General features: G+C 70.1%; 16 protein-coding genes. 9 read left to right on the plus strand and 7 right to left on the minus strand.

What is annotated here, in order from left to right:
- Positions 1–14: 14 nt before the first annotated feature.
- On the minus strand, positions 15–905 hold the full coding sequence (locus CEP17_RS11655) for an aldo/keto reductase (RefSeq protein WP_036318417.1): 891 nt from the start codon (positions 903–905) through the stop codon (positions 15–17).
- Between the two features lie 101 nt (positions 906–1,006).
- Positions 1,007–2,185: a GAF domain-containing sensor histidine kinase gene (locus CEP17_RS11660; protein WP_112932358.1), complete on the minus strand. Its 1,179-nt coding sequence runs from the start codon at positions 2,183–2,185 to the stop codon at positions 1,007–1,009.
- A gap of 74 nt (positions 2,186–2,259) precedes the next feature.
- On the opposite strand from CEP17_RS11660, the gene CEP17_RS11665 reads away from it, so the two are divergent.
- From CEP17_RS11665 to CEP17_RS11675, 3 genes are all read left to right on the plus strand, one after another.
- On the plus strand, positions 2,260–2,799 hold the full coding sequence (locus CEP17_RS11665; protein ID WP_112932359.1) for a YaeQ family protein: 540 nt from the start codon (positions 2,260–2,262) through the stop codon (positions 2,797–2,799).
- 217 nt (positions 2,800–3,016) lie between these two features.
- Positions 3,017–3,736 (plus strand): VIT family protein, encoded by a 720-nt coding sequence (locus CEP17_RS11670; RefSeq protein WP_036318420.1) that lies wholly within the window; start codon positions 3,017–3,019, stop codon positions 3,734–3,736.
- Positions 3,737–3,776: 40 nt separating this feature from the next.
- Positions 3,777–4,799 (plus strand): tocopherol cyclase family protein, encoded by a 1,023-nt coding sequence (locus tag CEP17_RS11675; protein ID WP_112932360.1) that lies wholly within the window; start codon positions 3,777–3,779, stop codon positions 4,797–4,799.
- Between the two features lie 122 nt (positions 4,800–4,921).
- Here CEP17_RS11675 and CEP17_RS11680 read toward each other — a convergent pair whose 3' ends face one another.
- Both CEP17_RS11680 and CEP17_RS11685 read right to left on the minus strand, forming a co-directional pair.
- Positions 4,922–5,932 carry an NADP-dependent oxidoreductase gene (locus tag CEP17_RS11680; protein WP_112932361.1) on the minus strand — a complete coding sequence of 337 codons (1,011 nt, stop codon included), beginning with the start codon at positions 5,930–5,932 and terminating at the stop codon, positions 4,922–4,924.
- Positions 5,933–5,994: 62 nt separating this feature from the next.
- Positions 5,995–6,381 (minus strand): DUF1304 domain-containing protein, encoded by a 387-nt coding sequence (locus CEP17_RS11685; protein ID WP_036318423.1) that lies wholly within the window; start codon positions 6,379–6,381, stop codon positions 5,995–5,997.
- Between the two features lie 75 nt (positions 6,382–6,456).
- Between CEP17_RS11685 and CEP17_RS11690 the strand changes: the two genes are divergently transcribed.
- From CEP17_RS11690 to CEP17_RS11715, 6 genes are all read left to right on the plus strand, one after another.
- A complete protein-coding gene (locus CEP17_RS11690) occupies positions 6,457–7,050 on the plus strand; it encodes a TetR/AcrR family transcriptional regulator (RefSeq protein WP_036318424.1) in 594 nt (197 codons plus the stop codon).
- Between the two features lie 230 nt (positions 7,051–7,280).
- Entirely contained in the window at positions 7,281–8,831 is a 1,551-nt protein-coding gene (locus CEP17_RS11695) for an APC family permease (protein ID WP_112932362.1), read from the plus strand.
- A 47-nt stretch (positions 8,832–8,878) separates the two neighbouring features.
- Complete coding sequence (locus CEP17_RS11700; RefSeq protein WP_112932363.1) at positions 8,879–10,105, plus strand: saccharopine dehydrogenase C-terminal domain-containing protein; 1,227 nt, start codon at positions 8,879–8,881, stop codon at positions 10,103–10,105.
- A gap of 25 nt (positions 10,106–10,130) precedes the next feature.
- The gene (locus tag CEP17_RS11705) at positions 10,131–10,826 is read left to right on the plus strand and encodes an SDR family oxidoreductase (RefSeq protein ID WP_112932364.1); all 696 of its coding nucleotides are present in this window, start codon (positions 10,131–10,133) and stop codon (positions 10,824–10,826) included.
- Positions 10,823–11,314: a hypothetical protein gene (locus CEP17_RS11710; protein WP_036318428.1), complete on the plus strand. Its 492-nt coding sequence runs from the start codon at positions 10,823–10,825 to the stop codon at positions 11,312–11,314. The genes CEP17_RS11705 and CEP17_RS11710 overlap by 4 nt, the downstream gene beginning before the upstream one ends.
- 143 nt (positions 11,315–11,457) lie before the next feature.
- Complete coding sequence (locus tag CEP17_RS11715; RefSeq protein WP_112932365.1) at positions 11,458–12,972, plus strand: alpha-L-arabinofuranosidase C-terminal domain-containing protein; 1,515 nt, start codon at positions 11,458–11,460, stop codon at positions 12,970–12,972.
- Between the two features lie 73 nt (positions 12,973–13,045).
- On the opposite strand, the gene CEP17_RS11720 is transcribed toward CEP17_RS11715, so the two are convergent.
- From CEP17_RS11720 to CEP17_RS11730, 3 genes are read right to left on the minus strand one after another with little or no spacing between them, the layout of a single operon-like run.
- The gene (locus CEP17_RS11720) at positions 13,046–15,379 is read right to left on the minus strand and encodes a glycoside hydrolase family 3 N-terminal domain-containing protein (RefSeq protein ID WP_112932366.1); all 2,334 of its coding nucleotides are present in this window, start codon (positions 15,377–15,379) and stop codon (positions 13,046–13,048) included.
- A gap of 5 nt (positions 15,380–15,384) precedes the next feature.
- Positions 15,385–16,293 (minus strand): carbohydrate ABC transporter permease, encoded by a 909-nt coding sequence (locus CEP17_RS11725; RefSeq protein WP_112932367.1) that lies wholly within the window; start codon positions 16,291–16,293, stop codon positions 15,385–15,387.
- Complete coding sequence (locus CEP17_RS11730; protein ID WP_036318437.1) at positions 16,290–17,291, minus strand: sugar ABC transporter permease; 1,002 nt, start codon at positions 17,289–17,291, stop codon at positions 16,290–16,292. Before CEP17_RS11730 ends, CEP17_RS11725 begins: the two co-directional genes overlap by 4 nt.
- Positions 17,292–17,297 lie beyond the last annotated feature (6 nt).

Below are 17,297 nucleotides of genomic sequence, written 5' to 3' on the forward strand. Positions count from 1 at the left end.
CTCCGGCGCGGGCGTCAGACCTCCAGCCCCACCGCGGCGGTGCAGCGCGCCAGCTCGTCCGCGTCGAGCACGAGGTCGGCGGCCCGCGCGGAGTCGGTGATGGATGCCGCGCGTCGCGCCCCCGGAATCGGCACGACGCGCGGGCTCAGGGAGAGCTCCCACGCGAGCACGACCTGCTGCGCGCTCACGGAGTGGGCCTCGCCGATCTCACGGAAGACGCCGAACCGATCGCCGACCGAGCGCCCGCCCCCGCCGGTGCCGCCGAGCGGGCTCCACGGCAGGAAGGCGATGCCGTGCGCGTCGCAGTACTGCAGCTCGCCGAAACTGCCCGGATACCGCGGCGAGAACTGGTTCTGCACACTCACGAGGTTGCCCGCGCCGAGCACCTGCTCGGCGATCGCGATCTCTTCGACGCTCGCATTGGAGATGCCCAGTGCCCGCACGAGGCCTTCGTCCTGCAAGGTCTTCAGGTTCTGCATGATCTCGCCGTACACCATCCACCGGTCGGGGCGGTGGTACTGGTAGAAGTCGATGACCTCGACACCGAGGTTCTCCATCGAGCGCTGCACCGCCGAGCGCAGGTAGCCGAGCGATCCGTCGCGGCCGAAGTCCTTCTCGGCGGTGCGCGTGATGCCGCCCTTCGTTCCGACCAGGATGCCGCTCGTGTCGCCGTCCCACGAGGCGAGCGCGTCACGCACGATGCGCTCGTTGTGACCCATCTGATCCCACGAGGGCGCGTAGATGTCGGCGGTGTCGATGAAGGTGACCCCGGCGTCCAGCGCGGCGTGCACCGTCGCGATCGCATCGGCGCGATCGGGGAGCTCGTTGTCGTTGTTCATCGAGACGGGCATGGCGCCCAGCCCGATCGCGGAGACGGTGAACGGTCCGATCGTGCGCTGCTGCATGGGGTTCCTTCCGGTCGGTCGTACGACGACGTACGTGCTCCACTCTGCCGCATGCCTGCGCCCCCGGGGCCGCCCGGACGGTCCGGACGGTCCGCAGGTGGTCAGTCCGAGGGGAGGCTCACCCGCAGGCGTGCGCCCCCGAGTGCCGCGTCCTCGATGCCGATGCGCCCGCCGTGCGCCTGCACGATGCGCCGGGAGGTGGCAAGGCCCAGCCCGAGTCCGGGCACGTCGGCGGCGTCGCCGCGCTCCATGATGTCGAACACGCGGTCGCGCAGCTCCGCCGCCACACCCGGCCCGTTGTCGTCGACGGTGATCGCCCACCCCGTCGGCCCGCGCTGCGCGTCCAGCTCGACGACGGGCGCGACGCCGGCGGCTGCCGCGAACTTGAGGGCGTTGGCGAGGAGGTTCTGCAGCAGCACCGCGATCAGCGCCGGGTCGCAGACGATGGCGTCGTCCGGATCGATGCGCACGGTGATGCGGGCATCGAACGCGGCGACGGCTCGTTCGAGGTCGGCGATCACGCCCTCCACGAGCGGTTCCAGCGCGACGCGTTCGCGGCGCGCCTCCGCGCCGCCCACCCGCGCATAGGCGAGCAGCTCGGTGATCATGACGTTCATCCGCGCCGCCGCGGCATCCGCCCGATGCAGCGCGTGGGTCGCGCGCGACCCGTCGCCGTCGTCCATGCCGTCCAGGGCGAGATCGATCTGGCCCATGAGAGCCGTGAGCGGGTTGCGCAGATCGTGGCTGATCTGACCGGCGAAGTGCGCGAGTTGATCGTTGGAGCGCTCCAGCTCGTGCGTCAGCCGGCGCAGCTCCAGCACCTCCACGGCCTGCCCGGCCAGCAGATCCAGGGCGGAGCTCTGCTCCGCGGTGAGAGTGCCGGCGTGGTCGTCGAAGACGCAGAGCGTTCCGATCGCGACACCCGCCGGAGTGATGAGCGGGCTGGACGCGTAGAAGCGGACACGGCCGCGCGCGCCGGTCACAAAGGGGTTCTCGGCGAAGCGGTCGTCGACGCTCGCGTCGGCGACCCAGACGTGACGGGCGTCGGGCAGCACGACGGCGCACATCGAGTCGTCGCGGTCGCAGATCGCCGCATCCACCCCCGCCGTCGCCACCTGGTACTGGTATCTGTCGTCGATGATGTTGACCGCGGCGCCGCTGACGTGGCAGAGCGTCGTCGCCAGCGCGGCCAGGCCTTCGAGGTTGGGCTCGGCCGGGGCGCCGACGATGCGGTAATCGGCGATCGCCTCGCGACGGGCAGCGGCGTCGGTGATCGGCATGCGCGTTCTTCTCCTGTCGGCTGCGACCAGGATAATGGGCGGGTCCGCCCCGGCGGGCGCCGTAGGCTGGAGCCATGGCGACGGGCGCGGTGATGCACACCTTCGACGTGCAGGTGGCCGACGTCGATCGTGGCGTCTACGAGAGCCTGTCGCTGCGGATGGCGCAGCATCCGTCCGAGACCGGCGCCTTCATGCTCACGCGCCTGCTCGCCTACTGCCTCGAGTACGAGGAGGGCATCGTCTTCACCGAGGGGGTATCGGCCACCGACGAACCCGCGGTGCTGGTGCGGGATGCGACCGGGGCGATCACGACATGGATCGAAGTCGGGGCTCCCGACGCCGAGCGACTGCACCGTGGAAGCAAGCTCGCCGACCGCACCGTCGTCTACAGTCACCGAGACGCGGCCAAGCTGCTGCCGCTCTGGGCGGGCAAGAAGATCCATCGCGCAGACGACATCGTGCTGCGAACGTTCGATGCGGGATTCGTGGATGCCGCCGCAGACGCCGTCGAGCGGCGCAACGCCGTCACCCTGTCGGTGACGGAGGCCCAGCTCTACCTCGACGTCAACGGAGCGAGCCTGTCGTCGGCGCTACACGAGTACCGGCTCAGCTGACGGGCGCGCCGCCCCGCCCAACTCCGCAGAATCGTGCGTACTCCGCATCCATCGCCGCTGCGCGGTGCGGAGTCCGTCGCCTTCTGCGGAGTTCGTGACCGCGGTGTCGGCGTTCCGGCTCGCTGCGCGCGCGATGACCGGCGGGCTCGAGGGGATGCGGGGTTCGCTTGGGCTTGCCTTGCTGGCGCGGCCGCGGTGGGCGGCATACGGTGACGGGATGACCGACACGGAATCCTCGCATCCTGATGAGCCGCACCGCGGCGGCGTGGCGCAGCGACTGAACTGGTTGCGCGCCGGCGTGCTCGGAGCGAACGACGGCATCGTCTCCACGGCGGCGGTCGTCGTCGGCGTGGCCGGCGCGACGGCCGAGGTCATGCCGGTTCTCCTCGCCGGGTCCGCCGCTCTCGTCGGCGGGGCGATCTCCATGGCGCTGGGGGAGTACGTGTCGGTCTCCAGCCAGCGCGACAGCGAGCACGCCCTCATCGAGAAGGAGCGCAGGGAGCTCGCCGACGATCCGGAGGCCGAGTTCGTCGAACTGGTCGGTCTCTACCGCGAGCAGGGGCTCAGCGAGGAGACGGCCACGCGCGTCGCGACCGAGCTGACCGAGCGCGACGCGCTCGCCGCGCACCTGTCGGCCGAGCTGAACATCGACCAGGACGACGTGGTCAGCCCGTGGCACGCCGCGTTCGCCTCGGCGGTCGCCTTCTTCGTCGGTGCTCTTCTGCCGATGGCGACGATCCTCCTCCTGCCGCATCCTGCGCGCCTCGTCTGGACGTTCGTGTCCGTGCTGCTCGCCCTCGCCGTCACCGGCTACCTCGCCGCCTGGCTGGGCGGCGCCAACCGCGGCCGCGCCATCATGCGGACGGTCATCGGCGGCGCGCTCGCGCTGGGTGCCACCTTCCTCGTCGGCACCCTCTTCGGCACCGCCGTCGGCTGAGTCCCGCCGTGCGCTCCGCGCGCGGCGTAGGGTGAGCCGCATGCGGACTCCGATGGCGTATCTGCGCGGGGCGCGGCATCCCGAGGCCTTCCACGGCCGCGGCGCCGGACGGCCGTTCTTCGAGGGCTGGTACGTCAAGCTCGTCTCGGCCGACCGCGCGCACCGCTGGGCGGTGATCCCGGGAGTGTTCCGTGGCGACGGGCGCGGCGACATGCCGGCCGACGAGGCGTTCGTCCAGGTGCTCGACGGTGTCGCGGGGCGGTCGTGGTATCACCGCTTCGACCCCGAGGAGTTCGCGGCATCCGACCGGCGTTTCGAGGTGCGCGTCGGCGGCAACATCTTCGACTCCGACGGGGCGACGCTCGATCTGCCGCAGCTGCGGGGACGGATCTCGTACGCCACTGCTCTGCAACCGTGGCCGGTGACGTTGCGCGAGCCGGGGATCATGGGCTGGTACGGGCTCGTGCCGTTCATGGAGTGCTTCCACGGTGTCGTCTCGTTCGGGCACGACCTCGGCGGCACCCTGCAGGTCGAGGGCCGAGAAGTCGACTTCGGCGGCGGCCGCGGCTACATCGAGAAGGACTGGGGTCAGGCCTTTCCCGCGGGATACGTCTGGCTCGCGTCGAACCACATCGATGCCGTCGGCGTCGGCATCGTCGGTGGCGTGACGGACGCGTCGCTCGTGGCATCGGTCGCCATCATCCCGTGGCTGCGCGGCTCGTTCCGCGGTTCGATCGTGGGACTTCGCCACGGCGGACGTCTGTACCGCTGGACCACCTACAACCGCTCTCGCGAGCGCCGCCTCACCATCGACGACGACCGGGTGCGGTGGAGCATGGCAGGCCCCGACGGCAGGTTGGACCTCGAAGCCGAGCGCGTGCGCGGGGGGCTGCTGCACGCCCCGTTGCGCACCGCGATGCACCAACGCGTGGAAGAGACGCTCGATGCCCGCGTGATGATCCGGCACACGGATGCCGCGGGGCGCGTGCTGTTGGAAGGGGTCGGCACGTGCGCGGGCCTGGAGGTCTTCGGCGACACGACGCGTCTGCTCGCCCTGCGCTGACCCGGTCCGCTCATCCGCGCCGCCCGGACACGCGAATCGGGGTCGCGTCCGGTCGGTCCGGCCCCAGCCGGCGACCACACGCGACCCCGATCATCGTGCGGGTGTGCGGGTGTGCAGCGCGATCAGACGCGCACGAGCATCTTCCCCGTGTTGGCGCCGCGCATCATCGACAGGAAGGCGTCGACGGTGTTCTCGATGCCGTCGACGATCGTCTCGTCGTAGACGATGCCGCCCTCGGCGAACCAGCCCGACATCTTCTGCTGGAACTCGGGGGCCAGGTGCAGGTAGGCGGCGAGGGTGAAGCCCTGCATCGTGAGGGCACGCGTGATCATGTTCGACATGTTGTCGGGACCGGGCGTGCGCTCCGTGGTGTTGTAGCCGGTGATGGCGCCGCAGAGGGCGGCGCGGCCGCCGTCGTTGAAGGCGTCCAGCGCCGCTTCCAGGTGGTCGCCGCCGACGTTGTCGAAGAAGACGTCGATGCCCTCGGGCGCCGCCTCGGCCAGCAGGGTGCGGACGTCTCCGGACTTGTAGTTGAACGCCGCGTCGTAACCGTACTTCTCGGTCAGGAGGGCGACCTTCTCCGGTGTTCCGGCCGAGCCGATGACCCGTCCTGCGCCCAGGCGCTTGGCGATCTGGCCCACGGCGGTGCCGACGGCGCCGGCCGCGCCGGAGACGAAGACGGTGTCGCCGGGCGTGAGGTGCGCGATGGCGGTGAGTCCGACGTACGCGGTGAGCCCCGTCATACCGAGGATGTGCAGGTTCAGCGAGAGCGGCACCCCGGGAATCTCCGGGATGGCGCGGAAGGTCGCGGCATCGGCCTGGACGACGTCCGACCAGCCGTGCTGGTGCAGCACGACCGTGCCGACCGGCAGGTCGTCGGATGCCGAGGCCACCACGCGCCCGACCGCGCCGCCGGTGATGGTCTCGCCGAGCGCGTAGGGGGCGACGTAGCTGCGGGTGTCGTTCATGCGACCGCGCATGTAGGGGTCGACGGAGACGAACTCGTTGCGTACGCGCACTTCGCCGGCCTGCGGGGCACCGTAGGTGACCGTCTCGACGCGGAAGTCGTCGTGCGTGGGCCACCCGACGGGGCGGGCGGCGAGCTGGATCTGAGTGCTGGTGGCCTCTGTCATTCGTTCTCCTTGTGGGATGCGGATGGGGATGGGGATGGGGTCGGGTGTGCGACGGGGGCGGGTCAGATCAGCAGGCCGATGGCGAGAGCCACCACCCCCAGGGTGGGGATGACGCCCTGCTTCAGGGCGGCGGAGGCCTTGTCGGGACTGGACAGCAGCAGCACCAACGAGGCCGCGGTCATCGAGCCGGCGCCCGCGAAGACGAGAGCCGCACCCGCCGCGGTGGCGCCGGTGGCGAAGAGGACGACGCCGATGGCGACCAGCACGGCGAGGAACAGGTTGTAGAAGCCCTGGTTGAAGGCCATCTCGCGCGTGGCCTGAGCTTCTTCGGCACTGGTGCCGAACGTGGCACGGGCGCGCGGCGTGGTCCAGGCGATGGACTCGAGCCAGAAGATGAAGACGTGGATGAGCGCCGCGACGGAGGCGAGCACGAGACCGACGATGACCATGGGGATCCTCCTGTTTCTGAACTGACTGTTTCAATATATACTGAAACGACCGGTTTAGAAAGTGGGGTGGATGTCGTGGCGAGGAGTCGAGAGTTCGATCGCGTCGCCGTCGTGCGATCCGCCCGGCAGTTCTTCTGGGAGCACGGCTACGAGGACGCCTCGATCGCGGGCCTCGAGAGCGCGACCGGCCTGAACCGGTCGAGCATCTACAATGCGTTCGATTCGAAGCGCGGCTTGTTCGACGCTGCCGTGCAGAGCTACCTCGACGAGGTCGTGCGACCCCGCCTGGCGCCGCTGCAGGGCGACGAGGTCGCGCCCGGCGCGCTCGCCGACTACCTCGACGGCCTCGCGGCGGCGTTCGCCCGCGTCGGATCGATGCCGGCCGCGCACGGCTGCCTTCTCATCAATGCCGCCGGTGCGCCGGTCGCCCGCGACGCCGACGTCGCCCGCGTGATCGACGACTACCGCGCCGAACTGCACGACGCGATCGCGCGCGGGATCGCGGCGGCGGTGCCTTCGGCATCCGTCGACCGGCGCGCGCGACTCGCCGATGCCGTCACCGGCCTCGTGGTCGCGGCCTTCGCGCTCGTGCGCCCGTCGCCGCACGAGGCGGTGCGCGCGCTCGAGACGGCGGCGGCCCTCGTGGATGCCGAGGCCGTGCGCCCCTGAAGGGGTTGCGGGTTCGACTCGCTGCGCTCTGCGTTTCGACTCGCTGCGCTCGCTCAACGACCGGGAGGGCGGGGCGGGCAGGGGGAGAGGGATAGACACGGCGGCGAGAGGTCGCCGCGAGATTCGCCATCATGTCGCATCCGCTCGTGCGCCCGCGCGTTCTAGTCTTCCCTCACCGCGTCACTGGGGACGACGGTGCACCCATGACCTTGCGAGGGCGGAGAAGAGCGATGAGCGACTTCGGCAGCACCACACCGATTCATCTGGAACGCGGCGACGGCAAGGGCCTCGCCGCCGGCACCCTGGGGCTGTGGGGGTCGACCGTCATCGGCTTGGCCTCGACGGCTCCCGTCTACTCCCTGGTCGCGACGCTCGGTTTCGTCGTCCTCGCCGTGGGGGCGCAGGCGCCGATCGCCTTCATCATCGCGTTCGTCCCGATGCTGTTCACGGCGTTCGCGTATCGCGAGCTGAACAACAAGATCCCCGACTGCGGCACGACCTTCACGTGGGGGACGAAGGCCTTCGGGCCGTGGGTGGGCTGGATGGGCGGCTGGGGCGTCGCGATCGCGGGCATGGTCGTGCTCGCCAACCTCGCGCAGATCGGCTCGATCTACTTCTGGGCGCTGTTCGGCATGGAACTCGAGAACAACGACTGGCGCATCATCCTCGTGGCCGTGCTGTTCATCGCATCGATGACGTGGGTGAGCTGGCGCGGTGTCGAGATCGGCGAGCGCATCCAGAACGTGCTGCTCGGCGTGCAGTACCTGGCCCTCGCGATCTTCGTCGTCGCGGCGCTCTGGGAGTTCTTCGCGGGCAACGCCCCCGCTCCCACCCCCTTCGACTGGAACTGGCTGAATCCGTTCGCGTTCACCGACTACCACGGTTTCACCGAGGCCGTGCTGCTCGCCCTGTTCATCTACTGGGGCTGGGACTCGTGCCTCGCCCTCAACGAGGAGACCAAGGACCCCAAGCGCATCCCGGGGCGCGCGGCGCTGCTGACCACCGTCATCCTGCTGTTCACCTACGTTTCGGTCACGATCGCCGCCATGATGTACGCCGGGCTCGGCGAGGACGGGCCGGGTCTGGCCAACCCCGACAACGCCGACGACTTCTTCCTCGCGATCAAGGACGGCCTGCTCGGCCCGTGGGGCTGGCTGCTCGTGGTCGCCGTGCTGATCTCGGCCGTGTCCTCGACGCAGACGACCATCCTGCCCACCGCGCGCGGCACGCTCGCGATGGGCGTCTACCGCGCACTGCCCGCGCGGTTCAAGGACGTGCACCCGGTGTACCAGACGCCGTCGTTCTCGACGATCGTCGGTGGCACCGTGGCCATCTGCTACTACCTCGGCATGACGCTGATCAGCGACAACATCCTGCAGGACTCGATCTCCTCGCTCGGCCTCGCGATCGCGTTCTACTACGCCATCACCGGCTACGCCTGCGTCTGGTACTTCCGCCGCGACCTGCGCAACTCGACGCGTGAGCTGTGGGTGAAGGGCATCTTCCCGCTGCTCGGCGCGCTGATGCTGACCTTCGCCTTCGTGCAGTCCGCCATCGACATGTTCGACGTGAACTACGGCAACACGGTGCTGCTCGGCATCGGCGGCACCTTCGTCGTGGGCATCGGAGCGCTGCTCGTCGGCGTCGTGCTGATGTTCGTCTGGTACCTCTTCCCGCGCTCGAAGCCGTTCTTCCAGGGGCGCTCTCTGAACCGCGAGACCCCGGTGCTCGTTCCCGAGGAGCCCGGCGACATCATCCGCTCCATCGACGGCGGCATCTGACGACCGCGCCTGTCGGCATCCCCTTCCTCTCAACAACAAGGAATCTCATGCGTATCCTCATCGTCGGCGCCGGAGGCGTCGGCTCGGCCGCCGTCCGCATCGCCGTCCGCCGCGACTTCTTCGAGAAGCTCGTCGTCGCCGACTACGACCCGGCGCGCCCGCAGGCGCTCGTCGACGAGGTCGCCGACCCGCGCGTCGAGGCGGCCCAGGTCGACGCCTCGCGCGCCGATGCGGTGGCGGGGCTCATCGAGGCGCACGGCATCACCCACGTGCTCAACGCCGTCGACCCGCGCTTCGTCATGCCGATCTTCGACGGCGCGCTCGCCGCCGGCGCGATCTACCTCGACATGGCGATGAGCCTGTCGACGCCGCATCCCGAGCAGCCGCACGCGCTGCCGGGCGTCAAGCTCGGCGACGAGCAGTTCGCCAAGGACGGCCAGTGGAAGGATGCCGGTCGGCTCGCCCTCGTCGGCATCGGGGTCGAGCCGGGGCTGTCGGACGTCTTCGCCCGCTATGCCGAAGACCATCTGTTCAGCGAGATCGACGAGCTCGGCGTGCGCGACGGAGCGAACCTCGTGGTGGCCGGCTACGACTTCGCACCGTCGTTCTCGATCTGGACGACGATCGAGGAGTGCCTCAATCCGCCGGTCATCTACGAGAAGGACCGCGGCTGGTACACGACGGAGCCGTTCAGCGAGCCCGAGGTGTTCGACTTTCCCGACGGCATCGGTCCGGTGGAATGCGTCAACGTCGAGCACGAGGAGGTGCTGCTGATGCCGCGCTGGACGAAGGCGAAGCGCGTCACCTTCAAGTACGGCCTGGGCGACGAATTTATCGGCGTGCTGAAGACCCTCCACAAGCTCGGCCTGGACAGCACCGCGAAGGTCAACGTCAAGGGCGTGGAGGTTTCGCCGCGCGACGTGGTCGCCGCGTGCCTTCCCGACCCGGCGACCATCGGCGACAAGATGAGCGGCAAGACCTGCGCCGGCGTGTGGGTCACGGGAACCGGCGTCGACGGCCGCCCGCGCTCGACGTACCTGTACCACGTGGCCGACAACGAGGAGACGATGCGCGAGTACGGTTCGCAGGCGGTCGTCTGGCAGACCGCCATCAACCCGGTCATCGCGCTCGAGCTGCTCGCCACGGGGGTGTGGACCGGTACCGGCGTGCTCGGCCCCGAGGCGTTCGACGCGAAGCCGTTCCTCGACCTGCTCGCCGCGCCCGCGCCGACCGGTTACGGCTCGCCGTGGGGCATGCAGGACAGGGCGGTCTGAACCACCGCGGTGCGAGGATGGTCAGATGACCACCCACGTGATCACCGGAGCGGGCTCCGGCATCGGAAACCTCATCGCCGAGCGGCTCGCGGCGCGCGGCGACCGCCTCGTGCTCATCGTCCGCGACGCTGCCCGGGCCGACGATCTGTCGCGCGCGTTCCCGGGCAGCGTCACCGTCGTCGCCGACCTTGCGCACCCGGCTGCGATTGCCGACGCGATGCAGCACGCCGATGCCGTCCCGGAGCGGATCGACAGCGTCATCCACGCCGCGGGCATCGTCGAACTCGGCCGCGTGGGCGATCTGCCGGTATCGGCGTGGGAGAGCCAGCTGGCCGTGAACCTCACCGCGCCCGCCGAGCTGACCCGGCTGCTGCTGCCGCGGGTGCGCGCCGCCCGTGGCCAGGTGGTGTTCGTCAACTCGGGCGCGGGTCTCACCGCGCATCCGCAGTGGGCGGCGTACGCGGCATCCAAGCACGGGCTCAAGGCCCTCGCCGATGCCCTCCGAGGCGAAGAGGCCGAGCACGGCGTGCGTGTCACGACCGTGTACCCCGGTCGCACCGCCACGCCCATGCAGGCGGAGGTCCACGCGCAGGAGGGGGCCGCCTACGACCCCGATCGGTGGATCGACCCGGCGTCGGTGGTCACCGCCGTGCTCACGGCCCTCGATCTTCCGCGGGACGCGGTCATCAGCGACCTGACCGTGCGCCCCGGTCCGCGATGAGCGACGAGCCCGCCGCCGGCGCCGACCTGCTCGACGCCGTGCTCTCCGACGCCCGCCGGCGTCTGGCGGGATCCCCGCGCGAGCGCCTGGGTGACTGGGCCCACACGCGGCGCCTGCTCGGCTTCGGCCGCGCTCCCCGGATCGTGCCGGTCGGCGAGGCATGGCACCTAGGCGTGCTCCTCATCGCGGATGCCGAGGTCTATGCCACCGGTGAGATCCTCCGCGCCCGCGCCGAGGCCGTCCGCGGGTACACGGCGGAGGCGCAGCGTGCCCGCTCCGAGCGTGCAGCCGCGGCGGCGCGGGGCGGGTTCGCCGACGGCGAGGTGCTGCACCTGGGTGCGACGCAGATCGACCTCGACGCCGTGCGCCGGGGTGAGCGCTCCGGGCCGTTGGTGCTCGTCGACGGCATCCCGCTCGTGACGTGGACGGCGGCCGGCGCGCGTCGCCCCCTGGCCGACTACCTCGACGACCAGCTCTCGCTGCGCTGACGCGGCTGCGCTGCCGCACGGTGCGCCGCTGGTTCTCGCCCGTCGTGGCGCGATCGGTGCCGCGGGTCCATATTTGTTGTCATGTGAAACATATCGGTGCGAGGATGGGAGGGCGGCGGAGCAGCCGCAGAACGGGAGCCGTCATGACCATCGCTCGCGCCGCCGTCGACCTCGACGTCACGGGTCCGCAGATCAGCCGTCACCTCTATGGACACTTCGCCGAACACCTCGGACGATGCATCTACGGGGGCTTCTGGGTGGGGGAGGACTCGCCGATCCCGAACGAGCGCGGCATCCGACTCGACGTGGTCGAGGCCCTCCGCCAACTGCACGTTCCGAACCTCCGCTGGCCCGGCGGGTGCTTCGCCGACGAGTACCACTGGCGCGACGGCGTCGGTCCGCGCGAGACCCGACCGACGATGGTCAACACCAACTGGGGGGATGTCGTCGAGAACAACGCCTTCGGCACGCACGAGTTCATGGACCTCTGCGACATGCTCGGCGCCGAGCCCTACGTCAACGGCAACGTCGGCAGCGGCACCGTGCAGGAGATGAGCGAGTGGGTCGAATATCTCACCCGTTCCGGCGACAGCCCCATGGCGCGCCTGCGCCGTGCGAACGGTCGCGACGAGCCGTGGCGGGTGCCGTTCTGGGGTCTCGGCAACGAGGCCTGGGGATGCGGGGGCCACATGACGCCGGAGTACTACACCTCGCTCGCCCGGCGCTACGCGACCTTCTGCAAGGAGCACGACGGCAACACCCTCACCCGCATCGCGGCCGGCGCCGCCGACGACGACGTGCGCTGGACGCACGCGCTCATGGCGTCGGCGATGTCGACGAACGCCCCCGACCCGCAGCGCTCGCCGTTCCAGGCGATCTCGTTCCACTACTACACGCACGCCGGCACCGGCATCCAGAAGGAGTCGGCGACGGCGTTCTCGCGCGACGAATACGTTCGCACGATCGGCAAGGCCTACGAGATCGAGCGCGTGATCCGCGCGCACGAAGCCGTCATGGACGCCTACGACCCCGAGCGCACCATCGACCTCGTCTGCGATGAATGGGGCACCTGGTGGAGCGTGGAGCCGGGGACCAACCCCGGCTTCCTCTTCCAGCAGAACACGGTGCGCGATGCGCTGGTCGCCGGCATCCACTTCGACGTGTTCCACCGCCACGCCGCGCGCCTGCGCATGGCGAACATCGCGCAGACGCTCAATGTGCTGCAGGCGATGATCCTGACCGACGACGATGGCGGCCTCGTGCTGACTCCGACCTACCACGTGTACGAGATGAACGTGGGGCACCATGACGCGATGGCGCTGCCGGCGCACGTCGTGAGCACGCCCGCCGTCGGTGTCGACGATGCGCAGCTGCCGGCGCTGTCGCTCTCGGCATCCACGAAGGACGGCGCCGTGCTCGTCTCGCTCACGCACGTCGGCGTCGACGACGCGCTTCCCGTCGAGATCGACCTCCGCGGTCGCAACGCCAGGGTCGTGCGCGCCCGCGTGGTGACCGGACCGGATGCCGCGGCGCACAACACCCCGCAGGCGCCCGACACGGTGCGCCCGGTGCCGTTGGAGGCCACGGTGGAGGCGGGTGTCCTGCGCGTCGATCTGCCGCCGCACGCCTTCGCGACCGTCGAGCTCGCTCTCGACTGACCGCACGGAAGGACGGCCCGCCCCGGGAAAGGGGCGGGCCGTCTGATCGAGTGGCGGAAGAGGCGAAAGACCGCTACTCGACGTGTGTCCCCACGATGCGGGCATCGGCGGCCGTGACCGGGTGCACGTCTCCGGTGAGCGTGACGGTTGCGACGCTCTCGCGGTCGGCCACCGACTCCCCGACCCAGAGATCGACGCGGCCGGGCTCGACGATGCGGATGCCGCGCCGGTCGGTGAACGCCAGGCGTGCGGTTGGAACCTCGAAGTGCACGCGCGCGCTCGCTCCCGCCGCGAGCGTGACCCGGGCGTATCCGAGCAGCTGGGCGACCGGTCGGACGACGCTGGCGTGCACGTCGTGCGCGTACAGCTGCACGATCTCGGTGCCGGGGCGGGAGCCGGTGTTGGTCACCGTGACGCTCACCGGCAGAACGCCGCCGGCGTCGACCTCGGCCGGCGCCGACAGGTCGGTACGGGTGAACGTCGTGTAGCCGAGTCCGAACCCGAACGGACGCACCGGTGCGCTGTCGGCGCTGGTCACATCGCTGTTGCCGCCCAGGATCGGATGCAGGTACGAGAACGGCTGTGCGCCGGCCGAACGCGGCAGCGAGACGGGCAGTCGGCCCGAGGGTGAGACCGCTCCAGACAGCATCCGCGCGATCGCCACTCCGCCCTCCTCGCCCGGGAAGAACGCCTGCACCACCGCTCGTGGCCGCGCGTCGGCGTCTGCATCCAGAGCCCACGCGAGGGCGTAGGGCCGCCCAGTCACGACGACCAGGACGACCGGCGTGCCCGTGGCGACCACGGCGTCGACGAGCTCTCGCTGCACGCCCGGCAGCTCCAGGCTCTCTGCGTCGTTGCCCTCGCCCACGGTGCCGCGTCCGAACAGGCCGGCGCGATCGCCGACGACGACGATCGCCGCGTCGGCGGATGCCGCGGCATCCACCGCCGCGGCGAAGCCCGAGCGGTCGTCGCCCTCGACCTCGCAGCCCGTGACAGAGACGATGGCGGCGTCGGGCAGCTCTGCGCGCAGCGCCTCGGCGACCGTCGGGATCGCGAAGCCGTACGGTGTTCCCGGGTGATGGGCCAGCACGTGGTTGGCGAACGAGTAGCAGCCCATCAACGCCGAGGCGTCGTGGCCGTTCGGGCCGATCACCGCGATGCGTGCCGGACCGGCCGTGCCGGTGGCCAGCGGCAGCGTGCCGTCGTTCGACAGCAGCACGAGCGAGCGCTCCGCGAGCTCGCGCGCGACCTCACGGTGCGCTGGCGAGTCGAGGTCGATCGCGGTCGGAGGTTCGCTCTCGTCGGGATCGAGCAGACCCAGCTCCTCCTTCTGCGCGAGCACGCGGGCAAGCGCCCGATCGACGAGCGCCTCGTCGATGCGGCCGTCGCGCAGCCCGGCGAGCAAGGGAGCGGCGTAGGCGTCGCCGCTGGGCAGCTCGACGTCGATGCCGGCGGTCAGCGCCAGGCGTGCCGCCTCGGTGCGGTCGGCGGCGACGGCGTGCATCGTCTCGAGGAAGGCGATCGCGAAGTAGTCCGAGACGACCACGCCGTCGAAGCCCCACGTTCCGCGCAGCAGGTCGGTCAGCAGCCGCGGGTCCGAGGCCACCGGAACGCCGTCGATGTCGGTGTAGGAGTTCATCACCGAGCGTGCGCCGCCGTCGCGGACCGCCATCTCGAACGGCGGCAGGAACACGTCGGCCAGCTCTCGCGGACCTGCGTGGACGGGCGCGTGGTTGCGGCCCGCCTGCGAGGCCGAGTAGCCGACGAAGTGCTTCAGGGTCGCGTGCACCCCGGCATCCTGGATGCCGCGCACGTAGGCGGTGGCGATCGTCGCCACCGCGTAGGGATCCTCCGAGATGCACTCGTCGACACGCCCCCAGCGGGGATCGCGGATGACATCGAGCACGGGGGCGAGGGTCTGGTGCGCGCCGAGTTCTCGCATCGATGCGCCGATGAGACGTCCCATCCTCTCGACGAGCTCGGGGTCGAACGCCGCGCCCCACGCCAGGGGCGTCGGGAACGTCGCCGCTCTCCAGGCCGCGAGCCCCGTCAGCGACTCCTCGTGAACGATCGCGCGAATGCCGTGACCGGATGCCGCGGCGAGACGGCGCTGCTCGTTCCACAGCCAGGCCGCGCGTTCCGCGGCATCCACGGGCCTCGTGCCGTAGACGCGCGTGAGGTGGCCGAGGCCGTGTGCCGACGCCTGCTCGTAGCGGTCGGAGGGCGTCGCTTCGCCGGCCAGCATCTCGCCGGCCATCGGCGCGACCACCTCGTCGCCCTGGTCGACCCAGAAACCGGTCAGCTGCGCCACCTTCTGCTCGACGGTCATCGCGGCCATGAGCGCGGCAACCCGGGGGGAGACCGGCTCGGCGAGCGGCTGGTGGAGGGGGGAATCGGAGATCGTCATACGGATCAGCCCTTCACGGCGCCCGTGAGGCCGCCGACGATGCGACGCTCGAACAGACTGAAGAACAGCAGTGCCGGGAGCATCGACAGTGAGGTGAAAGCCAGCACCTTGGCGGTGTCGACCGAGTACTGGGAGGAGAAGGCCTGCACGCCCAGAGGCAGCGTGAAGCTCGCCTCGTTGTTGAGGATGAACAGGGGGAGCAGGTAGCTGTTCCAGCTACCGATGAAGGCGAGGATGCCGACCGTGATGACGCCGGGCACCGACAAGGGCAGCACCATCCGCCAGAAGAAGCCCAATCGACTGCAGCCGTCGATGAACGCGGCTTCCTGGATCTCGTCCGGGATCGCCCGCAGGAACGGCACGAGGATGATGATCGTCGTCGGCAGCGCGAACGCGATCTGCGGAAGGATGATCCCGGCGAGCGAGTTCATCAGGCCGAGGTCACGGATGACGATGTACAACGGCGTGATGGCGACCGTGATCGGGAACATGAGACCCGCCGCGAACAGCGCATAGAGCGCGCCGCGCCCGCGGAACGGATACCGCGCGATGACATAACTGGCCATGAGCCCGAGTGCGACCACTCCGGCGGTGGTCGCACCGGCGGCGATGATCGAGTTGAGCACTTGACGCCAGAACTGCGGCCCGGTGAGGACGTTCAGGTAGTTCTGGGCGTTCCACGGATCGGGCCAGCCGGCGGGGTCGACCGTGATCTGCGAGTTGCTGCGGAACCCGCCGATGATGATGTACAGCACCGGCGCCAGCATGAGGGCGATCACGACGAGAGCGATGAAGTACACGAGCGGACTGCCCCAGGGCAGCCGCTCCTTCGTGCGGCGCGGACCCCGTCCGCGGTGTCCTGCGGTGGCCACCGCGGCGGTGGAGACGGGGGTGTCGACGGTGAGCGCGCTCATCGGGTCTTCTTCCCTTCGGTGATGGCGCCGGCCGTGTCGCGACGCAGCACGAAGCGCTGGTAGATGAGGGCGACGACGAGCGAGATGACGAAGATGACGACGGCGACGGCGTTGCCGAAGCCGAAGTTGCCGGCGTTGCGGCCGTTGACCACCATGTAGGTGGCCATCGTGGAGGTGCCTGCCGTCGAGGCGACGTACTGGCCCCAGATGATGTAGACGAGGTCGAACAGCTGCAGGGCCCCGATGATCGAGAGGAACGCCCAGATGCGCAGCGTGGGGGCCAGCAGCGGCAGCGTGATGCGCCAGTGGGTCTGCCAGTAGCCGGCGCCGTCGAGCGCCGCCGCCTCGTAGAGCTCCTCGGGGATGCCCTGCAGTCCCGCGAGGAAGAGGATGACGGCGAAGCCGACGTACTTCCACGTGAGGATGGCCATCAGCGTCCAGATGGCGATCGCCGGATCCGAGATCCAATCGTGGGCGAGGGCGCCCAGCCCCCAGTTCTCCAACAGGCCGTTCACGGCGCCCTGCGTCTGCAGCATGAGGCCGAAGCCGGTGCCGACGACGACCTCGGCGATGACGTAGGGCACGAAGATCAGCACGCGGATGAGGGACTGCCCCCGCATCCGACGGTTGAGCAGCAGAGCCAGCAGCACCGCGACCGGACCCTGCAGCACGATCGAGGCGATCACGATGAAGCCGTTGTGCCCGAGCGCCTCGAGGAAGGTCGGGTCGGTGAGGATCGTGACGTAGTTCTGCAGGCCGACGAAGTCGGTGGGCGTGCCGTAGCCCTGCCAGCGGAAGAAGCCGTAGTAGGCCGCCATCGCCACCGGGAAGATGACGAAGCCGAGGAACATGATCAGCGCCGGCCCGACCAGCAGCGCGATCTCGAATCTCCCGGCCCAGCCCAGTCCACGGGGACGGCGGCGCGGCGTGGGCGGGGGCGGCGTCACGCCGCCCCCGCCGTGCTGCGCGAGATCCGTCTCCGGGTCGGTGACGGCCACGGAGGT

It is taken from the genome of Microbacterium sp. PM5 (genome assembly GCF_003293595.1).
In the GTDB taxonomy this organism is placed as follows: domain Bacteria; phylum Actinomycetota; class Actinomycetes; order Actinomycetales; family Microbacteriaceae; genus Microbacterium.